The organism is Streptomyces sp. NPDC050997 (assembly GCF_040660135.1).
Classification (GTDB): Bacteria; Actinomycetota; Actinomycetes; order Streptomycetales; family Streptomycetaceae; genus Streptomyces.
Genome location: NZ_JBFAGK010000011.1, coordinates 123,676 through 147,224, shown reverse-complemented (window position 1 = coordinate 147,224; position 23,549 = coordinate 123,676). Strand labels below are relative to the sequence as shown.

General features: G+C 71.3%; 21 protein-coding genes, 1 other RNA gene and 1 pseudogene. 13 read left to right on the top strand and 10 right to left on the bottom strand.

The features are described 5' to 3' along the window. Positions 1 to 41: 41 nt before the first annotated feature. Positions 42 to 1,781 (bottom strand): MFS transporter, encoded by a 1,740-nt coding sequence (locus AB0H86_RS25065; RefSeq protein WP_362442834.1) that lies wholly within the window; start codon positions 1,779 to 1,781, stop codon positions 42 to 44. A gap of 205 nt (positions 1,782 to 1,986) precedes the next feature. Between AB0H86_RS25065 and AB0H86_RS25060 the strand changes: the two genes are divergently transcribed. Then, positions 1,987 to 3,414, top strand: a complete 1,428-nt coding sequence (locus tag AB0H86_RS25060) for an MFS transporter (protein WP_362442831.1) — start codon at positions 1,987 to 1,989, stop codon at positions 3,412 to 3,414. Positions 3,415 to 3,465: 51 nt separating this feature from the next. Here AB0H86_RS25060 and AB0H86_RS25055 read toward each other — a convergent pair whose 3' ends face one another. Beyond that, the gene (locus tag AB0H86_RS25055) at positions 3,466 to 4,098 is read right to left on the bottom strand and encodes a response regulator transcription factor (protein ID WP_362443216.1); all 633 of its coding nucleotides are present in this window, start codon (positions 4,096 to 4,098) and stop codon (positions 3,466 to 3,468) included. 136 nt (positions 4,099 to 4,234) lie between these two features. Further along, positions 4,235 to 5,557, bottom strand: coding sequence for a histidine kinase (locus tag AB0H86_RS25050; protein WP_362442828.1), 1,323 nt, complete (start codon positions 5,555 to 5,557; stop codon positions 4,235 to 4,237). 384 nt (positions 5,558 to 5,941) lie between these two features. Between AB0H86_RS25050 and AB0H86_RS25045 the strand changes: the two genes are divergently transcribed. The 3 genes from AB0H86_RS25045 to AB0H86_RS25035 all read left to right on the top strand — a co-directional run bounded on the left by AB0H86_RS25045 (position 5,942) and on the right by AB0H86_RS25035 (position 8,964). Continuing rightward, complete coding sequence (locus tag AB0H86_RS25045; protein WP_362442825.1) at positions 5,942 to 6,823, top strand: MaoC/PaaZ C-terminal domain-containing protein; 882 nt, start codon at positions 5,942 to 5,944, stop codon at positions 6,821 to 6,823. 116 nt (positions 6,824 to 6,939) lie between these two features. Then, entirely contained in the window at positions 6,940 to 8,016 is a 1,077-nt protein-coding gene (locus tag AB0H86_RS25040) for a Zn-dependent alcohol dehydrogenase (RefSeq protein WP_362442822.1), read from the top strand. Positions 8,017 to 8,025: 9 nt separating this feature from the next. After that, positions 8,026 to 8,964 (top strand): 3-oxoacyl-ACP reductase, encoded by a 939-nt coding sequence (locus tag AB0H86_RS25035; RefSeq protein ID WP_362442820.1) that lies wholly within the window; start codon positions 8,026 to 8,028, stop codon positions 8,962 to 8,964. 65 nt (positions 8,965 to 9,029) lie between these two features. On the opposite strand, the gene AB0H86_RS25030 is transcribed toward AB0H86_RS25035, so the two are convergent. Then, positions 9,030 to 9,182 (bottom strand): hypothetical protein, encoded by a 153-nt coding sequence (locus AB0H86_RS25030; RefSeq protein WP_362442817.1) that lies wholly within the window; start codon positions 9,180 to 9,182, stop codon positions 9,030 to 9,032. 267 nt (positions 9,183 to 9,449) lie between these two features. After that, complete coding sequence (locus AB0H86_RS25025; protein ID WP_362442814.1) at positions 9,450 to 10,703, bottom strand: hypothetical protein; 1,254 nt, start codon at positions 10,701 to 10,703, stop codon at positions 9,450 to 9,452. A 197-nt stretch (positions 10,704 to 10,900) separates the two neighbouring features. Here AB0H86_RS25025 and AB0H86_RS25020 point away from each other — a divergent pair, with 197 nt between their 5' ends. The 3 genes from AB0H86_RS25020 to AB0H86_RS25010 all read left to right on the top strand — a co-directional run bounded on the left by AB0H86_RS25020 (position 10,901) and on the right by AB0H86_RS25010 (position 13,866). Beyond that, positions 10,901 to 11,794, top strand: coding sequence for a Nif3-like dinuclear metal center hexameric protein (locus AB0H86_RS25020; protein ID WP_362442811.1), 894 nt, complete (start codon positions 10,901 to 10,903; stop codon positions 11,792 to 11,794). Then, a complete protein-coding gene (locus tag AB0H86_RS25015) occupies positions 11,791 to 12,534 on the top strand; it encodes a C4-type zinc ribbon domain-containing protein (protein ID WP_362443213.1) in 744 nt (247 codons plus the stop codon). Before AB0H86_RS25020 ends, AB0H86_RS25015 begins: the two co-directional genes overlap by 4 nt. Positions 12,535 to 12,612: 78 nt before the next feature. Next, positions 12,613 to 13,866 carry a bifunctional RNase H/acid phosphatase gene (locus AB0H86_RS25010; RefSeq protein ID WP_362442808.1) on the top strand — a complete coding sequence of 418 codons (1,254 nt, stop codon included), beginning with the start codon at positions 12,613 to 12,615 and terminating at the stop codon, positions 13,864 to 13,866. 60 nt (positions 13,867 to 13,926) lie between these two features. Here AB0H86_RS25010 and eda read toward each other — a convergent pair whose 3' ends face one another. The 4 genes from eda to AB0H86_RS24990 all read right to left on the bottom strand — a co-directional run bounded on the left by eda (position 13,927) and on the right by AB0H86_RS24990 (position 16,947). Continuing rightward, positions 13,927 to 14,592, bottom strand: coding sequence for a bifunctional 4-hydroxy-2-oxoglutarate aldolase/2-dehydro-3-deoxy-phosphogluconate aldolase (gene eda, locus AB0H86_RS25005; protein ID WP_362442805.1), 666 nt, complete (start codon positions 14,590 to 14,592; stop codon positions 13,927 to 13,929). 76 nt (positions 14,593 to 14,668) lie between these two features. Then, positions 14,669 to 15,451: a peroxide stress protein YaaA gene (yaaA, locus tag AB0H86_RS25000; protein WP_362442802.1), complete on the bottom strand. Its 783-nt coding sequence runs from the start codon at positions 15,449 to 15,451 to the stop codon at positions 14,669 to 14,671. Positions 15,452 to 15,598: 147 nt separating this feature from the next. Further along, positions 15,599 to 16,201: a hypothetical protein gene (locus tag AB0H86_RS24995; protein WP_362442799.1), complete on the bottom strand. Its 603-nt coding sequence runs from the start codon at positions 16,199 to 16,201 to the stop codon at positions 15,599 to 15,601. Continuing rightward, entirely contained in the window at positions 16,198 to 16,947 is a 750-nt protein-coding gene (locus AB0H86_RS24990) for a MerR family transcriptional regulator (protein ID WP_362442796.1), read from the bottom strand. The genes AB0H86_RS24995 and AB0H86_RS24990 overlap by 4 nt, the downstream gene beginning before the upstream one ends. A 163-nt stretch (positions 16,948 to 17,110) precedes the next feature. Between AB0H86_RS24990 and AB0H86_RS24985 the strand changes: the two genes are divergently transcribed. The 5 genes and pseudogenes from AB0H86_RS24985 to AB0H86_RS24965 all read left to right on the top strand — a co-directional run bounded on the left by AB0H86_RS24985 (position 17,111) and on the right by AB0H86_RS24965 (position 21,253). After that, a complete protein-coding gene (locus tag AB0H86_RS24985) occupies positions 17,111 to 17,689 on the top strand; it encodes a Uma2 family endonuclease (RefSeq protein ID WP_362442793.1) in 579 nt (192 codons plus the stop codon). Positions 17,690 to 17,767: 78 nt separating this feature from the next. Further along, positions 17,768 to 18,601 carry an AraC family transcriptional regulator gene (locus AB0H86_RS24980; RefSeq protein ID WP_362442790.1) on the top strand — a complete coding sequence of 278 codons (834 nt, stop codon included), beginning with the start codon at positions 17,768 to 17,770 and terminating at the stop codon, positions 18,599 to 18,601. Between the two features lie 18 nt (positions 18,602 to 18,619). Next, a pseudogene (locus AB0H86_RS24975) lies at positions 18,620 to 19,402 on the top strand (DMT family transporter); the annotation flags it as partial. Positions 19,403 to 19,538: 136 nt separating this feature from the next. Next, positions 19,539 to 19,941, top strand: an RNA gene (gene rnpB, locus AB0H86_RS24970) — RNase P RNA component class A. Between the two features lie 349 nt (positions 19,942 to 20,290). Further along, positions 20,291 to 21,253, top strand: coding sequence for a DMT family transporter (locus tag AB0H86_RS24965; protein ID WP_362442787.1), 963 nt, complete (start codon positions 20,291 to 20,293; stop codon positions 21,251 to 21,253). A gap of 141 nt (positions 21,254 to 21,394) precedes the next feature. Here AB0H86_RS24965 and AB0H86_RS24960 read toward each other — a convergent pair whose 3' ends face one another. Continuing rightward, positions 21,395 to 22,249, bottom strand: coding sequence for a LuxR C-terminal-related transcriptional regulator (locus AB0H86_RS24960; protein ID WP_362442784.1), 855 nt, complete (start codon positions 22,247 to 22,249; stop codon positions 21,395 to 21,397). 479 nt (positions 22,250 to 22,728) lie between these two features. On the opposite strand from AB0H86_RS24960, the gene AB0H86_RS24955 reads away from it, so the two are divergent. After that, positions 22,729 to 23,514, top strand: a complete 786-nt coding sequence (locus AB0H86_RS24955) for an alpha/beta fold hydrolase (protein WP_362442780.1) — start codon at positions 22,729 to 22,731, stop codon at positions 23,512 to 23,514. The last annotated feature ends 35 nt before the right edge of the window (positions 23,515 to 23,549 follow it).

The window sequence follows — 23,549 nt, the reverse complement described above, 5'->3', positions numbered from 1 at the left end:
GGGGTGCGGAGGCCGTGGACGTGAGCCGTGGACGTCGGACGTCAGACGGAGACCGTCTCGCCCGGCAGCGACAGGTCCAGGTCGACCGCGCGGTGGTCGCCCGCGTGGGTGGCGGACGAGGCGAGCGGGCCGTGGCCGGTGGCGCGGGCGGCCAGGACGTAGGCGCCCTGGGCCGGGACGGTGAGGGCGTAGCTGCCGTCCTCGGCGGAGAGGGTCGCGCCCGCCTGCCGGCCGCGGAGGTCGATCAGGGTGACCTTGGCGCGGGGAACCGGGGTTCCGGCGGCGTCCAGGATCCGCCCGCGGAAGCCGCGCAGCGCCTCCTCGGCACGCTCCAGGTTGGCCTCCTCCTCGCTGCTGGCCCGCAGCTGCGGCTTGGTGGCCGGGCGGGTGCGGGGCAGGAAGAGGGCGAGGACCAGGCCGAGGGCGACCGCGGCGGTCGCGATCAGGAAGGAGACCCGGAAGCCGTGCATGGTCGGGACCGCCACGCCGTTCACGTCGTTCGCGGTGTTGGCGAGGACCATCCCGATCACGGCGCTGGACACCGACGTACCGATGGACCGCATCAGGGTGTTGAGGCCGTTGGCCGCGCCCGTCTCCGAGGCCGGGACCGCGCCGATGATCAGCGCGGGCAGCGAGGAGTAGGCGAGGCCGATGCCCGCGCCCAGGATCACCGCGATGACGAGGCTCTGCCAGGGGGCGGTCATCAGGCCGAGGCCGGCGCCGTAGCCGATGGCGATGATCAGCATGCCGAGGATGAGGGTGAACTTGGGGCCGTACTTCGCCGACAGACGGGCGTAGACGGGCGCCGTGAGCATCATGGTCAGGCCGAGCGGCGCCACCAGCAGGCCCGCGGTGACCATCGACTGGCCGAGGCCGTAGCCGGTGGCCTTCGGCAGCTGGAGCAGCTGGGGCAGGACCAGCGAGACGACGTAGAACGAGACGCCGACCATGATCGAGGCCAGGTTGGTGAAGAGCACGGCGGGGCGGGCCGTGGTGCGCAGGTCCACGAGGGGGGCCTTGAGGCGCAGCTCCATCACGCCCCACAGCACGAGCACGACCGCCGCGGCGCCGAACAGGCCGAGCGTGGTGCCGGAGGTCCAGCCCCAGTCGCTGCCCTTGGTGATCGGCAGCAGGAAGAGCACGAGACCGGCGGACAGGCCGATCGCGCCGAGGAAGTCGAAGGTGCCCTCGGCGCGCGCCGGGGACTCGGGAACGACGAGCAGGGTGAGGACGATGGCGAAGACACCGAGGCCGGCGGCGCCGTAGAAGAGGGCGTGCCAGTCGGCGTGCTGGGCGACCAGGGCCGCGGCGGGCAGCGCGAGGCCACCGCCGACGCCGATCGAGGAGCTCATCAGGGCCATCGCCGAGCCGAGCTTCTCGCGGGGCAGCATGTCGCGCATCAGACCGATGCCGAGCGGGATCGCGCCCATCGCGAAGCCCTGGAGGGCGCGGCCGGCGATCATGGTGAGCAGATCGTCGGTGAGGGCGCTGACCAGGGCGCCGACCACCATCACCGCGAGGCTGAAGATCATCAGGCGCCGCTTGCCGTACAGGTCGCCGAGGCGGCCCATGATCGGCGTGGCGACTGCGCCGGACAGCAGGGTGGAGGTCAGGACCCAGGTGGCGTTGCTGGGTTCGGTGCCCAGCAACTGCGGCAGGTCCTTGATGACCGGGACGAGCAGGGTCTGCATCACCGCGACCACGATGCCCGCGAACGCGAGCACCGGGACTACGGCCCCGCTGGCCCTGCGTGCGGGCTGGTCGGTCGACGTGTGCGTCATGGAGTGAGGCCTCCAGGCCAGGGGAGAGGGTGGGCCGGCTGAGCCGTACGGGATACGTGCAGGTTGAACCCCGTGTGCCCGGGCAACTATTCCGATGCTTCGGCGTACTAACGAATTCTTGACCTTCTCATGGGAAAGTGACCCTGCGTCAGTCATCGGTGGCGGCGCTGAAACCTGATGCAAGGGGCGTAAGGCGATTGAGAGCATGACATCCATGCTGGGAGCCGAGGACATCGCCCGTACCCGCCGCCACGTCACGCCTCCCCCCTGGCTGGTGGTGGCGCTCGCCTGTGTCGGACAGTTCTTGGTCGTGCTCGATGTGTCCGTCGTCAATGTGGCGCTGCCGTCCATGCGCGCCGACCTGGGGCTGAGCGAGCAGGGCCTGCAATGGGTCGTCAACGCGTACGCGATCGCCTTCGCGGGGTTCATGCTGCTGGGCGGGCGGGCCGGGGACCTCTTCGGCCGCAAGCGGATGTTCCTGGTGGGCCTCGGCCTGTTCACGCTGGCCTCGCTCGGCGGCGGACTCGCCCAGGAGGGCCGGCAGTTGCTGGTGGCGCGGGCCGTGCAGGGTCTTGGCGCGGCGGTCCTGGCGCCCGCCACCCTGACGATCGTCACCTCCGCCGTCCCGGAGGGCGCCGCCCGCGCCCGGGCGATCGCCACCTGGACGGCCGTTGGTGCGGGCGGTGGCGCGGTCGGCGCGCTCGTCGGCGGGGCGCTGGTGGAGGTCCTGTCCTGGCGCTGGGTGCTGCTGATCAACGTGCCGATCGGTGCGGTGGTGCTGCTCGGGTCGGTGATCCGGCTGCCCGAGAGCCGCGCGGGCGACGGGCGCCGCCTCGACCTGCCGGGCGCGCTGCTGGCGACCGGGGGCCTCGCGACGCTGGCGTACGGCATCTCACAGACCGAGGCCGCCGGGTGGACGGCGGCGGCCACCCTCGTGCCGCTGTCGGCCGGTCTCGCGCTGATCGCCCTCTTCCTCGTCGTCGAGTCCCGTACGACGGCCCCGCTGATGCCGCTCGGACTGCTCAGGGCGCGGGCGGTGTGGTCGGCGAACGCGGCGATGTTCCTCAGCGGCTCCGCGATGTTCTGCATGTGGTTCTTCATGACGCTGTACGCCCAGAACGTGCTCGGCTACTCCCCGCTGGACGCCGGACTCGCGCTGGTGCCGAGCTCGCTCGCGGTGGTCCTCGGCTCGAAGCTCGCACCGCGGTTCATGCGGACACTCGGCCCGCGTACCGTCGCGGTCCTGGGGACGGCGGTGGCGGTGGTCGGGTTCGGCTGGCAGTCGACGCTGAGGGTGGACGGCGCCTACGTCACCGCGATCATGGTCCCCGGGATCCTGATGATGCTCGGCGCGGGCCTCGCGACGACCCCGCTGGCCGCGCTGGCCACGTCCGGGGCGGCACCGGGGGAGGCGGGCCTGGTGTCCGGGCTGGTCAACACCTCCCGCACGATGGGCGGTTCCCTGGGCCTCGCGGTCATGTCGACGATCGCCGCGGCCCGAACCGCGGGCGACGACACCCCGCGGGCCCTGACGGACGGATACGCGCTGGTGTTCCGGGTCGGGACGGGGGTGCTGCTCGGCGGGGTGGCGCTGATGCTGGTGGCGCTGCCGCGGAGGACTTCGGCGAACTGAGGCGACGTCCGGGCGGTCCGCGTCGCCGGGGAAGGGCTCTGGTGGTCCGCTCTACAGCCATCCCTGGCGGCGGGCCTCCCGCATCGCCTCCATACGGTTGCGGGTGCCCGTCTTGCCGATGGCGGCGGAGAGGTAGTTGCGGACCGTGGACTCCGAGAGGTGGAGGCGGACGGCGATGTCGGCGACGGTCGCGCCGTCCGTCGATGCCTTGAGGGCGTCGCACTCGCGGGTGGTGAGCGGGTTGGGCCCGGCGCTGAGGGCCGCCGCCGCGAGCGCCGGGTCGATCACGGTCTCGCCGGTCAGCACACGGCGGATGGCGACGGCCAGTTCCTCCACGGGACCGTCCTTGACGAGGAAACCGGCGGCTCCCGCCTCCATGGCCCGCCGCAGATAGCCGGGCCGGCCGAAGGTGGTCAGGATCAGGACCCGGCAGTCCGGCGCCTGGTCGCGCAGTTCGGCGGCCGCGTCCAGGCCGCTCTTTCCGGGCAGTTCGATGTCGAGGAGCGCGACGTCCGGGCGGTGGAGCAGGGCCGCGTCCACGATCGCGTCCCCGGCCGCGACCTGGGCGACGACCTCGATGTCCGCCTCCATCCCGAGCAACAGCGCGAGCGCCCCGCGCATCATCCCCTGGTCTTCGGCGAGCAGAACCCTGATGGACTTGGCGGGCCGACGCTCCCGGGGCATCTCGTTCACAGCCCAAGCGTAGAGCGGTACGGGAGCCGGAGCGGTACATCGGCGGCCTCGGCAGCGGATCCGCGGCCTCGGCGGTACATCGGCGTTCTCAGCGGGGCCGACGGATCCGTACCCCGCGCGGCACCCGTCAACTCCGATGTCCCACCGACTCCGAGGCCCCCACCGTTGTCGGCGCTCCCAGTGGCTCCGCCGCCTCGACCGACTCCGTCGGCTCCACCGGCAGCTCCGCCGTCACCGCGAACCCGCCCCGTGTCCCCGGCCCGGCCGTCAGTGACCCGCCGGCCGCGGCCAGGCGTTCCGTCAGCCCCTTGAGCCCTGTGCCGCCGAGACCTTCCCGGAACCCGGCGCCGACCCACGCGCCCCCCGAAGCCGGACCGGCAGCCGCACCCGGATCCGAATCCCAGGCCGCTGTGGATGCCGAAGCATCCGCCCCGGTGCCGTCGTCCGTCACCGTCAGCCGTACGCGCTCCGCCGCACCCGCCACCGTGATCTCGCACCGGTCCGCCCCGCTGTGCCGGACGACGTTGGTGACGGCCTCCCGCACCACCCACCCCAACAGGACCTCCGTCTGTGGCGGCAGCGGCGGGCCCAACTGGCTCAACACCAGTTCGACGCCGGCCGCGGACAGCGCCGAGCGGGCCCGGTCCAGCTCGGTGATCAGGCTGCCGTCGCGGTAGCCGGTCACCGCCTCGCGGATCTCGGTCAGGGCCTGGCGGCCGACGGACTCGATGTCGGTGATCTGGTCCAGCGCCGCCGTGAGGTCACGGGCGGCCAGCCGCCGGGCCGCCTCCGCCTTCACCACGATCACCGACATCGTGTGACCGAGCAGATCGTGCAGATCCCGGGAGAACCGCAGCCGCTCCTGCTCCACCGCCCGCCGCGCCAACTCCTCACGGGCCGCCCGCAGTTCCCGTACCGCGTCGGACAGGGACAGGATCGCCGCCGTCACCATCGTCGAGATCCAGGTGGCGTACGCGATGTCGAGCCCGCCCCAGCCGTCGCGGGTGACGGAGGCGACGCCGGACAGCAGTGCCACCCCGGCACCGGCCCACCGCAGATGCGGCATCCGCACGACCGCACCCGTAGCGAGCCCGAACAGCGGGAAGAACAGCAGCCAGTTGCCGCCGTACCCGAGGGCCAGCCCGCAGGTCACCAGGCCCAGCAGCACCAGCGCCACCCGCGTCGAGGTCGACTCCCGCGCCTCCCTCACGAACGCGCGGAACACCACGTGGATGTAGAGCGAGTTGAAGATGAGCAGCCCCAGCCCGCCGATCCACGGGTTCGGGGTCTCGCCCTGGAAGAGGTTGGAGAACGCGCCCATGCCCAGCAGCAGCCACGGCAGCAGAGTGAAGCCGGTCGGGGGCGGGCCCGGGTTCTCCGAGGCCTTCCCGGCCTTCCCGGCCTTACACGCGGCGTGCCGGCGCCAGGAGCACTTACGCAACCACGACATGTTCCGCCCCCCGATCAGACCCTCCCGGCGTCGGGCCGGTACGAAAGCTCAGCGTATGAGTCGAAGGTCCAGCGCGGCAGAGGCGCATGTACGGACTCCGGCAGGACAAATGTCACGGCATGCCGGCCGACTGCCGCGACACCCTGAGCTGACGACTCGTCAGGAGCCTTCACAAGTGCGGAGCGCTCGGCTATACAGAGGGCGCCGGACTGGAACGCGTTCTAGATCGGCCGATGACGCCTCGGTGCGGCCGACGGTGCGGACGGCCGTACCGAGGTCTCTCCTGTCAGCGACCGCCGTGACCTGCGACCCGTGATCCGTGACCCGTGCCCGTGACCCGCGATCCGTGACCCGCGATCCCGTGACCCTGTGATCAGGAGCCTCATGCCCATCGACGCAGCCAAGGCCCTGGCCGCCGAGCCCCGCTCGGGTGAGCTCTCCTGGACGACCAAGGACGTCCAGCTCTACCACCTCGGTGTCGGAGCGGGCGCGAACCCCGACAAGGACAGCCCCGCCACCGACACCGACGAGCTGCGCTACACCCTGGAGTCCCGGCTGCACGTGCTGCCGAGCTTCGCCACCGTCGCCGGCGCCGGCTCGCCGGGCGTGATCAGCGGCCTGTCCATGCCGGGCGTGGACGTGGATCTCGCCAAGGTCCTGCACGCCGGCCAGGCGCTCGCAGTCCACCGCCCGATCCCGGCGCAGGGCACCGCCACCGCCACCTCCCGGATCGCCGCCGTGTACGACAAGGGCAGGGCCGCCGTCCTCGTGATGCGCACCGAGGTCGCCGACGCCGACGGCCCGCTGTGGACCAACGACGCCCAGATCTTCGTACGGGGAGAAGGCGGCTGGGGTGGCGACCGCGGCCCGTCCGTGCGCCGCGAACCACCCACCGGGGAGCCCGACCGGACCGTCGAGCGGCCGCTCCGCGCGGACCAGGCGCTCCTCTACCGTCTCTCCGGCGACTGGAACCCGCTGCACGCCGACCCCGAGTTCGCCAAGCTCGCCGGTTTCGAGCAGCCCATCCTGCACGGGCTGTGCACCTACGGCATCACGCTCAAGGCGGTCGTCGACACCCTGCTCGGCGGGGACGTGTCCCGGGTGCGTGCGTACGCCACCCGGTTCGCCGGGGTCGTGTACCCGGGGGAGACCCTGCGCGTCCGCATGTGGCGGCAGGACTCCCCGGCGGCGGTCCGGGTGGCCGTGACCGTCGCCGAGCGGGACGACGCGCCCGCCCTCGCCGACACGGTCGTCGAACACTCCTGAGAACGCACTGAGCACGCACTGAGCACGCACTGAGCCGCATTGAGCCGCACCGAGCACGTACTGAGAACGTACTGAGAACGCCCGTTCGTCTGCCCACCGTTGAGGGGAGCCGCACCATGCGCGCAGCCGTACTGCACGAGATCGGCCAGGACAAGCTGGAGGTCCTCGACGACGTCGAGGCGGTGGGTTTCGGCCCGGGCAAGGCACGGATCCGGGTGCGGGCCACGGGGCTGTGCCACTCGGACCTGTCCGCGATGAACGGTGTCCTGCCGCAGCCGGCGCCGTTCGTGCCCGGCCACGAGGGCGCGGGCGAGATCCTCGAAGTCGGCGAGGGAGTCGCTCACTTGAAGCCCGGCGACCGGGTGGTCGTGTGCTGGCTGCCCGCCTGCGGCGCCTGCCCCGCCTGCAAGCGCGGCCAGACCGAACTCTGTCTCGCCGGGTTCATGAACGCGGGCACCCCCAACTTCAAGCGCCCCGGCGGGGACGTCTTCGGTTTCGCGGGCACCGGCACGTTCACCGAGGAGGTCGTCGTCGACGCCGCCTGCGCGGTGCCGATCCCCGACGACGTGCCCTTCGACATCGCCGCCCTCATCGGCTGCGGGGTGACGACCGGGCTGGGCGCCGCCCTCAACACCGCCGACGTGGAGGCCGGTTCGTCGGTCGCCGTGATCGGCTGCGGCGGGGTCGGCATCTCCGCCATCCAGGGGGCGCGACTCAAGGGCGCCGCCGAGATAGTCGCCGTCGACCCGGTCCTCTCCCGCCGCGAGGCCGCCCTCAAGTTCGGTGCCACACGGGCCGTTTCGCCGGACGAGCTGCCCGACGCCAAGCAACAGGTCACCGCCGGCGAGGGGTTCGACTACGTCTTCGAGGTCGTCGGCAAGGCGGCCACCGCCCGGACGGCGTACGACTACACCCGGCGCGGCGGCACGCTCGTCGTCGTCGGAGCGGGCGCCATGGACGACTTCCTCCAGCTCAACATGTTCGAGCTGTTCTTCGACGAGAAGCGGATCCTGCCGTCCCTGTACGGCGGCGGGGACGTCCTGCGTTCCTACGAGCGGACCATCGACCTGTGGCGGGCCGGCCGGGTCGACCTGGACGGCCTGATCACGCACCGGGTGCCGTTGGCCGAGATCAACGAGGCGCTCGACCAGATGCGCACGGGAGCGTCCCTGCGTACCTGCATCGAGATCTGAGGGCGCGGGATGTCGCTGCCACTCGAAGGGCTCGCCGCGATCGTCACCGGTGCAGGCCGCGGGCTCGGCCGGGCCGAGGCGCTGGAGCTGGCCCGGCTCGGCGCGGCCGTCGTCGTCAACGACTACGGGCAGCCCGGCCGGGACGGCTCGGGCGAGGCCTCCGCCGCGCCCGCCGAACAGGTCGCCGACGAGATCCGGGCCGCGGGCGGCACGGCTCTCGCCCACACCGGGGACGTCGCCGACTTCCAACAGGCGGCGCGACTCGTGGAGTTGACGATCGCCGAGTTCGGGAAGCTGGACATCCTGGTCAACAACGCGGGCATCCTGCGGGACCGCATGGTCTTCTCCATGACCGAGGACGAGTGGGACGCGGTGATCCGGGTCCACCTCAAGGGCCACTTCAACACCACCCACTTCGCCGCCGCGCACTGGCGCGCCCGCTCCAAGGCGGCGGACGGGCCGGTGTACGGGCGGATCGTGAACACCTCCTCGGAGGCGTTCCTCGCGGGGTCGGCCGGGCAGCCCAACTACGCGGCGGCGAAGGGCGGAATCGTCGGGCTCACCACCTCCACGGCCCTCGCGCTCGCCAAGTACGGCGTGCGGGCCAACGCGATCTGCCCCCGGGCCCGCACCCGCATGACCGAGGACGTCTTCGCCGGCCTCGAACGCCCCGCGGACGGTCTCGACCCGCTCGCTCCCGAGCATGTCGCCCCGCTCGTCGGCTACTTGGCCTCACCCGCCGCCGCGCGGGTCAACGGCCAGCTGCTCGTCGTCCACGGAGGCATGGTGGCGGTCGTCGAACGGCCGCGAGTGGCCGCGAAGTTCGACAGCAAGCAGGACACGTTCACGTACGACGAGTTGGACGCGCTGCTCACCCCGCACTACGCGGGACGGCCGGACGGGGAGACGTTCGCGGCGGCCGAAGTGCTCGGCCTCAAGCGGGAGTAGGGCATCAGGGGAGACGACACACCACGGCCCCGCCCCCTACGTGAAGGGGCGGGGCAGTGTGTCGTTCAGGCCGCCCACTCGGTCTGTTCGACCGGCTTGCGGTGACGGCCCTGGGGGGCCGCCTCGCCGTCGTGGGCCGCGACCGGACCCCTGTGCCGGCCGTGGCCGGAGGGCTCCTGGACGTCGGGCGTCCGCTGGGTCGTGTTGGCGTCGTTCATCGGAAGTAACTCTCCCCGTCAACATGATCTTTCTTACAGCCGGGCGAGTTTAACCGGCATCCCACGGGCCGAATCCAGGCGGCCACGCCAACCGGCACGAGTTCGTTACAAGCCGACGGGACTGCCCGGCGGACCGTGCCGGAGACGTGGGCCCGGCGCCCACATCTGCCGCGGTGTCCTCACTTTCCGATGCCCCGCATCGACTCCCTCATGCGCCATGCGCCATGTGACCGCGCGCACCCAGCCCCCCCCGCTCACCCGTACTGATCAGGCACCGTGGCCTTCCTCCGGCCTGATCCGCCGGAACGACCCCAACGGCGCCTGCTGCAACGGCACCGGACGCGTCGCGACCGGGGCCGGAGGATCCGGTTCCGACGGCTCGCCCGACCCCGGGGGCACACTCCCCGACATCGCGCGTACGGCCGTACCGTCGCCGTCGCCTTCGACCGGGCCCGGACCCCCCGGACCCCCGTCCCCCGTCGCCGCCGCCGTCTCCCCCGAGGGCGCCGCCACCCGAGCCACGCCGCACGGCGCCTGGGCCGTGGCGTACGGCAGGTGGAGCACCCCGTCCTCGGTCCAGTGCCCGGCACCCGCCAACCACCCCTCGGGCGCCGGGAGATGGAGGACCCGCCGGGTCGCGGGCCGCCACACGCCGACCCAGCTGCCGAGCGGGCCGTCGATCCGCAGCGCCACCGCGCAGCCCTCCGGCATCAGGACCTGCCCCGGCTGGATCGCGAACGGCGTGACCGTGCAGCCGTCCGCCCGCAGACAGGCCGGGAAGCGCACCGGCAGCATGCTGCCCAGCACACCCCAGCCCAACCGTTCCCGCCCCGGCGAGGGCGCGTCCGAGCGGATCAGCAGCAGCCCGCTGTCCGGGTCGGCGAGCAGCAGCCGGTCGTCGCTGTCCGCCGCGATCTGCAGCAGCGGCGAGACCTCGCCGGCGCGCTCCAGGTCCACCACGACCGTCTTGGTCCGCCCGCCGGCCTCCCGGTCCAGCGCCAGCATCCGTGCCGTCCCGTCCAGCCACACCCCGCCCGAGCACCGCCCGGGGATCTCCGCGAGGTGCCTCGGCCCGAAGCCGCCCCCCGCCACCAGCCACACCGCGCTCGAGTGCCGGCCCACGGCGAGGGCGTACGCCTTCCGGCCGCCCGGCGCGGGCGGCAGCAGCCGCAGCCGGGTGCCCTCGTCGGTGCACTCGACCGCGCCCAGCGGCAGTTCACCGGTGTCCGGCCCGGTCGGGTAGAGCAGCGAGAAGGCGTGCCGTCCGGCCACCAGCCGCCGGATGAGCACCCGCCCGTCACCCATCGGCTGGACCTCGGTGCCGGGCTCCTCCGGCTGGTTGCCGGGCAGCGGCACCGCGTAGGGCTCGGGGCCGTCCAGGGTCCAGCGCTCCGGGAACAGGGAGTCGCCGTCCCGCGCGAGCCGGGCGGCGTAGCAGCCGTCGACCGTGATCGCGCACCCTGCCAGCGGGGTCCAGCCGTCCTCGTCCGCCGCGGTGGGCTCAATCGCACAGGCTGTCATCGCTCGGTCACCTCCGGCGACGAAGGTAGTTTTCGTACGCACGGACGTGAGACCGACAGACGGTCACTTCACACAAAGGGGTGGCCCAGGAACGATTCGCCTGAGGACCGCGGGGCGACTGTGCTGGCTGGGAGGGCGCTGGGCGGCAGGCGGCGGCACCGGTTCAGCTGGGGAGGACAGCCAGGTAGCCTTTGCCCGTGCCCCGTCTGTCTGAAGTCATCACCGCCCTGGAGAACCTGTGGCCCGCCGAGCGGGCCGAGTCCTGGGACGCGGTCGGAACCGTCGTGGGCGACCCCGACCAGGAGGTCGCGCGGGTCCTCTTCGCCGTCGACCCGGTCCGGGAGATCGTGGACGAGGCGGTGAAGCTGGGCGCCGATCTGCTGGTCACCCACCATCCCCTCTATCTGCGCGGTACGACGACGGTCGCGGCCTCCACCTTCAAGGGCCGCGTGGTGCACACACTGATCAAGAACGACATCGCGCTGCACGTCGCCCACACCAACGCGGACACGGCCGACCCGGGTGTCTCCGACGCCCTCGCCGGCGCGCTCGACCTGCGGGTCGTCCGCCCGTTGGTGCCGGACCCGACCGACCCGGAGGGCCGCCGGGGCCTGGGCCGGATCTGCGAACTCGACCACCCGGTGACCGTCCGCGAGCTTGCCGCCCGCGCCGCCGAACGGCTGCCCGCCACCGCGCAGGGCATCCGGGTGGCCGGCGACCCGGAGGCGCTGGTGCGCAAGGTCGCCGTCAGCGGCGGCTCCGGCGACAGCCTGTTCGACCAGGTCCGCGCGTCCGGTGTCGACGCCTTCCTCACCGCGGACCTGCGCCACCACCCGGCGTCCGAGTTCATGGCGGCCCGCGCCCACAGCCCCCTCGCGCTGCTCGACGCGGCACACTGGGCCACCGAATGGCCCTGGTGCGAGCTGGCCGCCGCACAGCTCGACGAGATCTCCGACCGCGAGGGATGGGACCTGAGGGTCCACGTCTCCAGGACGGTCACCGACCCCTGGACCGCCCACGCGGCGTCCGCCGCACTTCCGACGAGCGCTTCGCGCCCGTCTTCTTCTGACCCCCTGGGAGCCCCCAACTGAACGCCGCGCCTGCCGACCAGATCCGACTCCTCGACGTCCAGGACCTCGACGTACGCCTCCAGCAGCTCGCGCACAAGCGCAGGTCGCTGCCCGAGCACGCCGAGATCGAGTCGCTCTCCAAGGACCTCACGCAGCTGCGCGACCTGCTCGTGGCCGCGCAGACCGAGGAGAGCGACACCGCCCGCGAGCAGACCAAGGCCGAGCAGGACGTGGACCAGGTGCACCAGCGTGCCGTCCGCGACCAGCAGCGTCTGGACTCCGGCGCGGTCACCTCCCCGAAGGACCTGGAGAACCTCCAGCGCGAGATCACCTCCCTCGCCAAGCGACAGGGCGATCTGGAGGATGTGGTCCTGGAGGTCATGGAGCGCCGCGAGTCCGCGCAGGAGCGGGCCGCCGAACTGACCGAGCGGGTCTCCTCCGTCCAGTCGAAGATCGACGACACGACCGCCCGCCGGGACGCGGCCACCGAGTCGCTGGACGGCGAGGCCGCCAAGGCGACGAAGGAGCGCGAGGTCATCGCGGGCACGATCCCCGCGGACCTGCTCAAGCTCTACGACAAGCTGCGCGGCCAGCAGGGCGGCGTCGGCGCGGCCAAGCTGTACCAGCGCTCCTGCCAGGGCTGCCGGCAGGAGCTGGCGATCACGGACATCAACGAGATCCGCGCGGCGGCGCCGGACACGGTGGTGCGCTGCGAGAACTGCCATCGCATCCTGGTGCGCACGTCCGAGTCCGGCCTGTAGGCGACCGCGGCAAGAGGCGTCGGTAGGCGGCGACAGACTTCGGTGAGCGGCAAGAGACTTCGGTAAGGGGCTGACGGCGTGCGGGAGTTCATCGTCGAGGCCGACGGCGGGTCACGGGGCAACCCGGGGCCCGCGGGCTACGGAGCAGTGGTGCTCGACGCGGCGACGGGCGAGACGCTCGCCGAGGCGGCCGAGTTCATCGGGACCGCCACGAACAACGTGGCCGAGTACCGGGGTCTGCTGGCCGGCCTGCGCGCCGCGCACGCCCTGGACCCGACGGCGCGCGTCCACGTCCGTATGGACTCCAAGCTCGTCGTCGAGCAGATGTCCGGCCGCTGGAAGATCAAGCACCCCGACATCAAGCCCCTGGCGACCGAGGCGGCCGGTGTCTTCCCGTCGTCCCAGGTGACGTACGAGTGGATCCCCCGGGAGCGGAACAAACACGCGGACCGGCTGGCCAACGAGGCCATGGACGCGGGCAAGCGGGGCGAGCGGTGGTCGGCTTCGGCGTCGACGGCCGAGCTGGATGCGGCGGCCGCACGTGCGGCCACCCGGGCGGCGGCTCCCGAGCCGTCCGGCCCGCAGGGGGCCGTAGCAGCTCCTGAGTCGTCCGTTCGGTCGGGAGCCGACGCGGGCGACAAGGCCGGCACCGACGTCCGCGCCGCCCGCGCGGTGGCCTCCCCCGGCTGGGCCCCCGCCGACATGGGGACGCCCGCGACCTTCGTGCTGCTGCGGCACGGGGAGACCCCGCTGACTCCGCAGAAGCGGTTCTCCGGCAGCGGCGGCAGCGATCCCTCGCTCTCCGACGTGGGGCGCGGGCAGGCCGAGCGGGCCGCCGAATCGCTGGCCCGGCGCGGCACGATCCAGGAGATCGTCTCCTCGCCCCTGACCCGTACCCGTGAGACCGCCGCGACCGTCGCCGCCCGCCTAGGTCTCGGCGTCACGATCGACGACGGACTGCGGGAGACCGACTTCGGCGCCTGGGAAGGGCTCACCTTCGGTGAGGTGCGCGAGCGCTACCCGGACGACCTGAACACCTGGCTGGCCGACCCGGACGCCGAACCGACCGGCGGCGGCGAGAGCTTCGTGGCGACCGCCACCCGGATCGCCGCCACCCGGGACAAGCTGGTCACCGCCCATGCCGGCCGCACGGTCCTGCTGGTCACCCACGTCACCCCGATCAAGACGTTCGTACGGCTCGCCCTCGGTGCCCCGCCGGAGTCCCTGTTCCGCATGGAACTGTCGGCGGCCTCCCTGTCGGTGGTGGCGTACTACGCCGACGGCAACGCGAGCGTCCGGCTCCTCAACGACACGTCACACCTGCGCCCCTGAGCCGTCCCTACGCCTGCGTCCCTACACCTGCGCCCCTGAACCGTCCCTACGCCTGCGTCCCTACACCTGCGCCCCTGAACCGTCCCTGAGTCCGGCCGCGGCCCGCGCCAGCGCCTCGACCCGCTCCCAGTCCCGCGCCTCGATCGCGTCCTGGGGAAGCATCCAAGTGCCGCCCACGCAACCGACGTTGGGCAACGCCAGGTACTCCGGCGCGTTCCCCGGACCGACCCCGCCCGTCGGACAGAACCGCGCCTGCGGCAACGGCCCGGCCAGCGACCTCAGATACGCCGTGCCGCCCGCCGCCTCGGCCGGGAAGAACTTCATCTCCCGCACCCCGCGCTCCAGCAGCGCGACCACCTCGGACGTCGTAGACACCCCCGGCAGGAACGGCACCCCCGACTCCCGCATGGCCTCAAGGAGTACGTCCGTCCAGCCCGGGCTGACCAGGAAGCGCGCCCCGGCCGCCACCGACTCCCGCACCTGCGCCGGAGTGATCACGGTGCCGACGCCGACCACGGCGTCCGGCACCTGCGCGGCGATCGCCCGGACCGCGTCGAGGCCGACGGGCGTCCGCAGGGTCACCTCGATCGCGGGCAGCCCGCCGGCGACCAGCGCCCGGGCGAGCGGTACGGCGTCGGCGACGTCGTGTACGACCACCACGGGGATGACGGGAGCGAGGTCCAGTACGGACACGGGCAACGGCGAGGAGGGCACGGAGGCGGACATGGCCTCATCGTGCCCCGGCGCGCCACTCTGCGCAATGGTCGTTGCGTACCGTGCAACGCGTTCGGTTTCGTCGCGCTCAGTGGACCTCGGTCACCAGCACGTCCAGCGCCCAGGCCGTCCCCGCCTTCGCCGGCGGCTCCACCTCGACGACGTAACCCAGGTCCCGCAGCGCCTCCACCAGTTCGGCCGGGCCCTTCGGCACGGCCCCGGCCGACAGCAGACTCCGGACGATCTTCCCCTTGGTCGCCTTGTTGAAGTGGCTGACGACCTTCCGGGTCGGCGCGTGCAGCACCCGTACCGTCGCCGTCCGCCCGGCGACCTCGCCCTTCGGCTTCCACGCCGACGCGTACGCCGACGACCGCAGGTCCAGCACCAGCCCGGCCCCGGCCGCCTCGGGCAGCGCCGCCGCCATCGGCGTACGCCAGTGCCCGCCCAGCGCGCCGAGCCCGGGCAGCCGCACGCCCATCGAGCAGCGGTAGGAGGGGATCCGGTCGGTGACCCGGACGGCGCCCCACAACCCTGAGAAGACCAGCAGGGACCGGCCCGCGCGCCGCTTCGCCGCCGTATCCAGGGACGCCAGGTCGAGGGCGTCGTACAACACCCCCGTGTAGACCTCCCCGGCCGGCCGCGCGCCCGCCGTCCGCAGCTCCGTGTTCTTCGCGATCTCACCGCGCAGGCCCTCGCTCAGCCCGAGCACCTCGCGCGCCTTGTCCTCGTCGGCGGCGCACAGCTCGACCAGCTCGTCGAGCACCGCCGCACGGGCCTCGGTGAGCCGCGGCAGCGACAGCGACTCCAGCTTCAGCGGGGCGCCACGACCGGAGGACGCCTTGCCTTCGGAGGGCGGCAGCAGGACAAGCACGGGATCGATCTCCTTCGGTTGAGCTCCGAGACAGCGTACGGCGTGCCACCTGGCCGCCCCGGCCCCACGCTCGCCGTATGCCCCGACGCCACATCGGCGTGACCGGCGCACCCGAGGCCCCGCTCCGGGCCGCCCTCACCGCACGGCTCACGCGGGCCGATCCGGCAGCGGCGACCGTGCGCTTCGCGCCTGCCTGACGGCCTGTACGAGTGCGTCGGCGTCGTCGGCGTGGCAGCGCACCAGACTGACCTCCCGGCTTCGACCAAAGAAGGTCAAGTGGCCGACGGGCTCGGTGAGTTCGAGAGTGACGGAGGTCTGCGCCCCCATGGCGACGTCGAGTTCGCCGTCGGTCCGCGTGTGCACCCACCTCGTCTCGCGGCGCACGGAGGCGATCCGCTCCAGCGGTATGCGCAGATCGACGTGGACGGCCCGGCGGACGCGGAGCGCGTCGGGCTCCAGCACATGCGGCCGGACCACGTTCGCCGCGTGCAACGAGACGATGAATAGAACGGTGTAGACGTCCAGGACGAACACCACCCCGTGCACGACCGGGAAGTTCCGCAGCAGCACGGACATCATCACCGTCTCGACCAGGCACACGAAGCCGAAGCCGACCAACACGGCGCCCTGCCCGCGCGCGTACCCGAAGCCGCGCCCGCCGCTCGTGCCGTGACTCCGCCTCGCCACCCACAGCGCGAGACTCACCAGCATCCGCAGCTCATGCCGGAGCAGAACACGGGCAGTCCTCATGGCCCTCCCTCCGTGATGATCCTCAGCGTCCGCCGGATGGCCTCCGCCTGCGCGGGCGCGAAGTCGGCGTAGAAGGCGCGCAGGAAACTGTGGTCGTCGTCGATGCCGGCCTTCGGGAGCAGCTCACCGGGCAGACAGTCGGCGAGGGCCCGCGCGGCCTCGTCCACACGCGGGTCCGCCGGATCGGCGTCGACGAGGGCGTCGAGCAGCGCGTACGCGGCACGGGCCCGCTCCACCCCGTCCGGCGTACCGAAGGCGCTGCCCACCAGCCCGATCAGCTCCTGGCGGCCCTCGGGGGTCGCCGCGGTGTCGAACAGCGCGAGGACCTCTCGGTCCTTGGCCGCCATGGGGGAGTCGGAGACCTGCCCCACCTCGCTGAACAGCGCCGCGAGCTCCGGCGACACCGGCCCCTCGGCCGGCAGCACCCCGCCCTCCAGCAGGTCCCGCAGCCGCGCCCGCTGCTCCCGGATCGCCGCCTCCTGGCGCGCCAGATCCTCGTCGAGTTCGGTGAGGACCTCGACGAGATCCTTGCCGGCGTCCTCCGCGAGCACGTCCCGCACCTCCGAGAGCCCCAGCCCCAGCTCGGTCAGCCGCCGGATCCGGGCCAGCACGACGGCATGCCGGAGCGTGTAGTCCCGATAGCCGTTGGCACGCCGCTCGGGCTCGGGCAGCAGCCCCAGATGGTGGTAATGCCGGACGGTCCGCGTGGTGACGCCGACGGCCCGGGCGAGTTCTCCGATTCGCATGGGACCAGTACAAACGCTGACGCTGCGGCAGGGTCAAGGACGCGGGGCGGTGCCTGACGTGGGAGCCGGTCCTGTGCCACGATCGAGGGAACGGTTCCCGATCTCACGGCCAGGTGATCAGCCGATGTCCCAGCATGGCGAGCGACCGAAGGAGGGGCGTGACATGACTGCCATGGCCCATGAGCCGCTCACGCCGGCGGAGGTCCTGCTGGAGGGCTTCCTCGCCCTGGACACCCCGGAGGGTTTCCGGGCGGAGCTGATCGAGGGGGAGATCGTTGTGACGCCGCCGCCGGACGGGGATCACGAGCACTACATCAGCCGGATCGCGAAGCAGGTGATCCGGCGGTCCGACACCGACATGGACTTCTCCGGGAACAAGGGCCTGAAGCTGAAGGGCGAGGGCGCCTACCCGAAGAACCATGCGATTCCGGACGTCACCCTCGCGCCCGCGCACCTGCTGCTCTTCCGGGGCGCCGACGCCTGGATGCCGTGCGAGGGCGTCGCCATGGTCGTCGAGGTCACATCCACCAAGCCGGTGGCCGACCGCGAGGCCAAACGCCGCTGCTACGCCCGAGGAGGCGTCCCTCTCTACCTGCTCGTCGACCGTGACACCTCCCAGGTCACGCTGTTCAGCGACCCGCAGAAGGACGACTACCGCCAGCACAGCACCCTCCCCTTCGGCAAACCGCTCACCCTCCCCGAGCCCTTCGCCTTCGACCTGGACACGAGCGACTTCCTCTGAGCCGACCTTCTCTGAGCCGCACGGCATGAAATCAGGGCCTGAAGGCGTTGCACCCCCAAGGACGTGAGGGGGACGACGATGAGCGCACGGGAACAGGCCCTGTGGACGAGGGCGCGGCTCGGCCGCGACGGTCCGCCCCTCGACCTGCTGACCGCCCGCTTCGACCAGCACGTCTACGCCCCGCACGCGCACGACGAGTTCACCATCGGCGTGTGTGTCGGCGGATCCGAGATCATCGACTACCGCGGCGGCCACATCCGCACCGGCCCGGGCTCCATCGTCGTCCTGGCGCCGGGAGAGATGCACACCGGCGGCCCCGGCAACGCCACCGACGGCTACGCGTACCGCGCCCTGTACGCAGGCCCCTCGCTGCTGACCGACGGCACCCTCACCGAGGGCATCCCGCACTTCCGCGAGCCCCTCCTCGACGACCCGGAACTGGCCGCCGCCCTCCGCGCCACGCACACCGAACTCAGCGTCTGCCCCGACCCGTTGGAGACGGAGTCCCGCCTCCCCTGGCTGCTCACCGCCCTGGCCCGCCGCCACTCCACCGCCCGCGCCACGAACGACACCGTGCCCGGCGCCGCCCACATCGCCCACGCGGTACGCGACCGTCTCGCCGACGACCTCTTGGCACCGCCCTCCCTCGCTCTGCTCGCCGCCGAGCAGGGTTTGTCCCGCTACCAACTCCTCCGGGCTTTCCGTACGACGATGGGGATACCCCCGTACGCCTGGCTGGCGCAGTACCGGGTGCACCGGGCCCGCGGCCTACTGGAGTCCGGACTCAAGCCGGCCGAGGTCGCGGGGCTTGTGGGCTTCGCCGACCAGGCGCACCTCACCCGCTGGTTCCGGCGGGTCCTCGGGGTCACCCCGGCGGCGTACCGCAACAGCGTTCAAGACGGGCGCCGCTGATGCGGTGAGCATGGCCGCATGACTGCACGCGGCTGGTTCCTGTTCTCCCTGATGGGAGTGGTCTGGGGCATCCCCTACCTGATGATCAAGGTGGCGGTGGACGCCCCGCTCTCCCCGTCCGTGGTGGTGTTCACGCGCTGTGCCCTGGGCGCGGCGCTGCTGCTCCCCTTCGCGCTACGCGGCGGCGGCCTGATCCGGACCGTCCGCACCCACTGGCTGCCCATGCTGGGCTTCGCGTGCATCGAGATCATCGGCCCGTGGTTCACCCTCACCGACGCCGAACGCCACCTGTCCAGCTCGACCGCCGGTCTGCTGATCGCGGGCGTCCCGATCGTCGGCGTCGTCCTGGCCCGCTTCTTCGGCGACACGGAACGCCTGGGCACGCGGCGGGTGACGGGCCTCGCCCTGGGCCTGGCGGGCGTCGGCGTCCTCACGGTGCCGCACTTGACCGGGGGCGACGCCCGTTCCCTGGCGGAGGTGTTCCTGACGGTGCTGGGCTACTCGACGGCGCCCTTGATCGCCGCGCGGTGGCTGAGGGACGTCCCGACGCTCCAGCTGATTGCCCCCTGCCTGACCCTGGCGGCCTTGGTCTACGCGCCGGCGGCGGCCATGACCTGGCCGAGCGAGCTGCCCTCGACGTCGGTCCTGACGGCCCTCATCGGACTGGGCGTGATCTGCACAGCACTTGCCTTCGTCGCCTTCCTGGAACTGATCAAGGAGGTCGGCCCGACCCGGGCGACGGTCTTCACCTACGTCAACCCGGCGGTGGCGGTGGCGGCGGGAGCGGTGCTCCTGGACGAGCCGTTCACGACGGGCATCGCGATCGCCTTCACCCTCATCCTGGCGGGCTCGGTACTGGCTACGGCCGCCGCGCCTGACGGTCCTCCTGCCGGTCCGGACAAGGGCACACGCCGGGTAGCATGGTCGACACGGCAGACGAGCCGGGCGGACGGCCGCGTGGAGTCCCCCTAGGGGGCTTCCCGAGGAACGTCCGGGCTCCACAGGGCAGGGTGATGGCTAACGGCCACCCGGGGTGACCCGCGGGACAGTGCCACAGAAAACAGACCGCCGGGGACTTCGGCCCCCGGTAAGGGTGAAACGGTGGTGTAAGAGACCACCAGTGCCCAGGGCGACCTGGGCAGCTAGGTAAACCCCACCCGGAGCAAGGTCAAAAGGAAACACCCCGGTGTTTCTGCGAGGACGTTCGAGGGCTGCCCGCCCGAGTCCTTGGGTAGACCGCACGAGGCCGGTGGCAACGCCGGCCCTAGATGGATGGCCGTCTCCCCGGCCGCCGCGAGGCGGTTGGGTGACAGAACCCGGCGTATAGCCCGACTCGTCTGCCGCCACCTGCGGCTTTGCTTTGAAAGGACCTCTGACCCGCGTCGGAGGCCCTTTCCGACCTTTCGGGGGCTTGCCGTGTCAGGCGGAGAAAGGTCCCTCGACCTGACTGCGTGCTGGCCGCCCTCGCGCGGGCCTTGGCCGAGGCCATGACGGCGGCTTCGGCGAAGGCATTCCTGATCCCTGGACGGCATCCTGCTGCCGATCGGCCGGATCACCGCCGACACTCCGTACTGGTCGGCGCAACTGGTCAGCGCATCGTGAATGCCGTCGTGAGGTTCCCCCGGCGTGCGGGAGCGGGATCCGGCGACGATCCGTTTGGTGACACCTACACATGGTTAGATCGCTCGCATGAATCCACTGAGTAAGCGTTCCGAAATGGACCGTGGAGCCCTGCTTGCGGTCTCGGTCACGGTCTTCTTATGGGCTTCGGCTTTTGTGTCCATTCGTGCATCAGCGGACTATTTCGGACCTGGTGCTCTGGCCCTCGGGCGGCTTGCGACGGGCTCCCTCGCGTTGGTGTGCGTTCTCCTGGTCAAGCGGGGCGGTATACCGCCGCGTAAGGCATGGCCCGGGATCGTCTGCTCCGGAGTGCTCTGGTTCGGGTGCTACATGGTGGTGTTGAACTGGGGCGAGACGAAGGTGGACGCCGGCACCGCCGCCATGGTTGTCAACGTCGGACCCATGGTGATCGCGCTGTTGGGTGGTTGGCTGCTCAAGGAGGGGTTCCCGCCGCTGCTGCTCGCCGGCATGGGAGTGTCGTTCGTGGGCGCGGTCGTGGTGGGCTTCTCCACGTCCGGCGGCGGTTCGTCATCGGTGCTGGGCGTGGCGCTGTGCCTGCTGGCGGCCCTTGCCTACGGGGCCGGAGTGGTGTCGCAGAAGCCTGCGCTGCGGTATGCCACACCGATACAGGTGACGACGTTCGGATGCCTCATCGGCACCGTCGCATGCCTGCCGTTCAGTGGGCAACTTGTCTCGGATCTGTCCGCGGCTCCGCTCTCGGCGGTCCTCAACGTCGTCTATCTGGGCTTGTTCCCGACCGCTCTGGCGTTCAGCACCTGGGCCTACGCGCTGTCGCGGACCACCGCGGGTCGGCTGGGTGCGACCACCTACGCGGTGCCGGCGATCGTCATCCTCATTTCCTGGATCGCCCTGGAGGAAGTGCCCGGCTGGGTCACGCTCCTGGGCGGCGCCATCTGCCTGGGCGGCGTGGCCGTTTCCCGGCTGCGCCCCCGCCCCTCTCAGACGCCCCCGCCGGCTGCCCCGCCGGTACAGGACGGCACTCCGGCTTCCGCGGTGGAGCCGACGCGCTGACCTGGGCGCGGCGAAGCGCAGGACATCGGGGGTCCTCGCCCCCGCCTTCCCCGCGTACACACGAGCGCCCCCAGGGGTTCCCCTGTCCTCCGGGGGCGCTCGTCTTGTGGCGTTCACAGCATGGCGTTCACAGCATGGCGCTCACAGCACCAGCGTGGTCTCGTCCCTGCCCAGCAGATAGCCGAGCTGCAGCCGCGTGTTCGCCCCCAACTGCTGCTTCATCGCCGCGATATGACCCTGTAACGACCGTTCGCTGATACCGAGGCGGCGCGCGATCCGCTTGTCGGAGTAGCCGCCGATGAGGAGCCCGCTGATCGACTCGCGCAGCGACGGGATGACGTCGTCGGCCGCCTTCGCGGCGTGCAGGGGCACGAACGGGAAGGACTTCGCGCGGTCCCAGGAGCGTTCGAAGATGTCCTTGAGGAAGCGCACGATCGCTGGTTCCCTGATGGCCAGTCCCACGGTCCGGCTCTCGTTGGCGGAAATGAACGCTACTGAGTCGTCGATGATGATGAGGCGGTCGAAGAATTCTGCCAAGGTCCGTACTCGGACTCCGTAATCGGTGACCGACCGCACGTAGCTCTTCGTCGCCTCATCGAAACGCGTGGTGTGCTGATAGAGCGTACGCATGGCAACCCCGGCCTCGATGTGGCGACGTACGGATTCCAGGGCGTTGTCCAGGACCTGGCCCGGGCGGGGGCCATCGGGCTGCGCGGTCAGTATTTCGTGCTGCGCGCTGTTGAGTGCGTCGTCGATGGCTGAGTTGATCGCGTCCAGCCCACGAAGGTATGTGATGCGGGATGCTTCGGAGATCGACACACTCATCGACTTCTTCGTTCTGCTGATGTCAATGAGGCGGCCAGTCGTTAGCCGGGACAGCGTGTCCAACTGTTCAGCAATGGCTCGCAGTGCACCCTCCGGCCCTTCCTGCGGTGTAGCCGTTTCGCTCCCAAATTGCTCTGCTATGTCGTCATTTGGGTGCTCGATTGACATCATGATCTTACCCCCTGGTGTCCGTTATCGACAACTTTCCCCCGGAATGCATCCCTCGGCTTTCGGCGGTGCGGAAACCTGAGCCATCTTAAAACTTCAGTCCGGGCTCGAAGCAAGGAAGTCTGAAGCCAGGTGGTCGGTTTGAGCCGCAGATCGCCTCAGTGGTTGGTGTCGGGCGAGCCGCCTTGCCATCCCCTAGAAATTCCCCTCGATTCCTGCTGCGCGTTTGGCAAGAGAGGTTTGGGTACATGTTGCCGAATTCTTTGCCCTCCCGTATGCCCCAAAGGGCATTGTGCGCGGTCAGCGTCGGATTCGCTGTCGCTACCGTTGCACTGACGGGAACACTGGGAGTCTGTGAACTCCCGCACTCGGACTCCCGGCATCCGGCCGAAGCTGTCACGCTCGGCGATGTCGGCTGGAATGCGGTCGGTTCTCGGCTGGCTGTCTGACCGCTCCAAGGCGCAAGAGATCGGTAAAATCCTGTGAGTTCTTCTCCGTGGTTTCTGCGTGACCCGGCAGCGTCCGAGTCGGCTGCCCGCATCTACTGCTTCCCCCACGCGGGCGGAAACCCGCGCTCGTTCCTCGCCTGGCAGCGGGATCTGGGAGACGACGCCGAGATCGTCGCAGTCTGCCCCCCGGGCCGTGGCCCCAGATACCAAGAACCCTCCGCCACTGACGTGATGGAGCTCGCCGACGGTGCGGCCGCCGCCATCGTCGCCACCGCCGACCGGCCCTTCGCCCTCTTCGGACACAGCTTCGGCGCGGTCCTGGCCTTCGAGGTCGCACGCCGTGTCGGCGGCCTGCCCGACTGCCGCCATCTGGTCGCCTCCGGCTGCTCGGCGCCCTCGCTGCTGCCCAGCAGACGCGTGGTGGAGACCGCGCGCCTGGAGGGCCGTGCGTTCACCGAGGCTGTGGGCTTCTTCGGCGGGCTGCCGCCCGAAGTGGTCGCCGACGAGGCCTTGCAGGAGCTGTTGCTGCCGCATCTGAAGGCCGACTTCCGCATGGTCGCCCAGTACACCTACCGGCCCGGCGCCCCGCTGTCCGTGCCCGTCACCCTCATCAACGGAGTCGACGACCCGCACGTGAAAGAGGCCGGACTCGAAGCGTGGGCGCGCGAATGCGCCGACGAGCCGGCCCAGCACCGGGCCGACGGCGGCCACTTCTACTTCGACGGCCGGCCCAGCGCCGTCACTGATGTCCTCCGGTCGCTCCTGAGCACCGATCGTGGCGCGAATCCACCTGGCGGCACGCATGTTGAGGTTATCTGAGCAGTGCCTCACACCTGCCTCACGAGCACCGCATA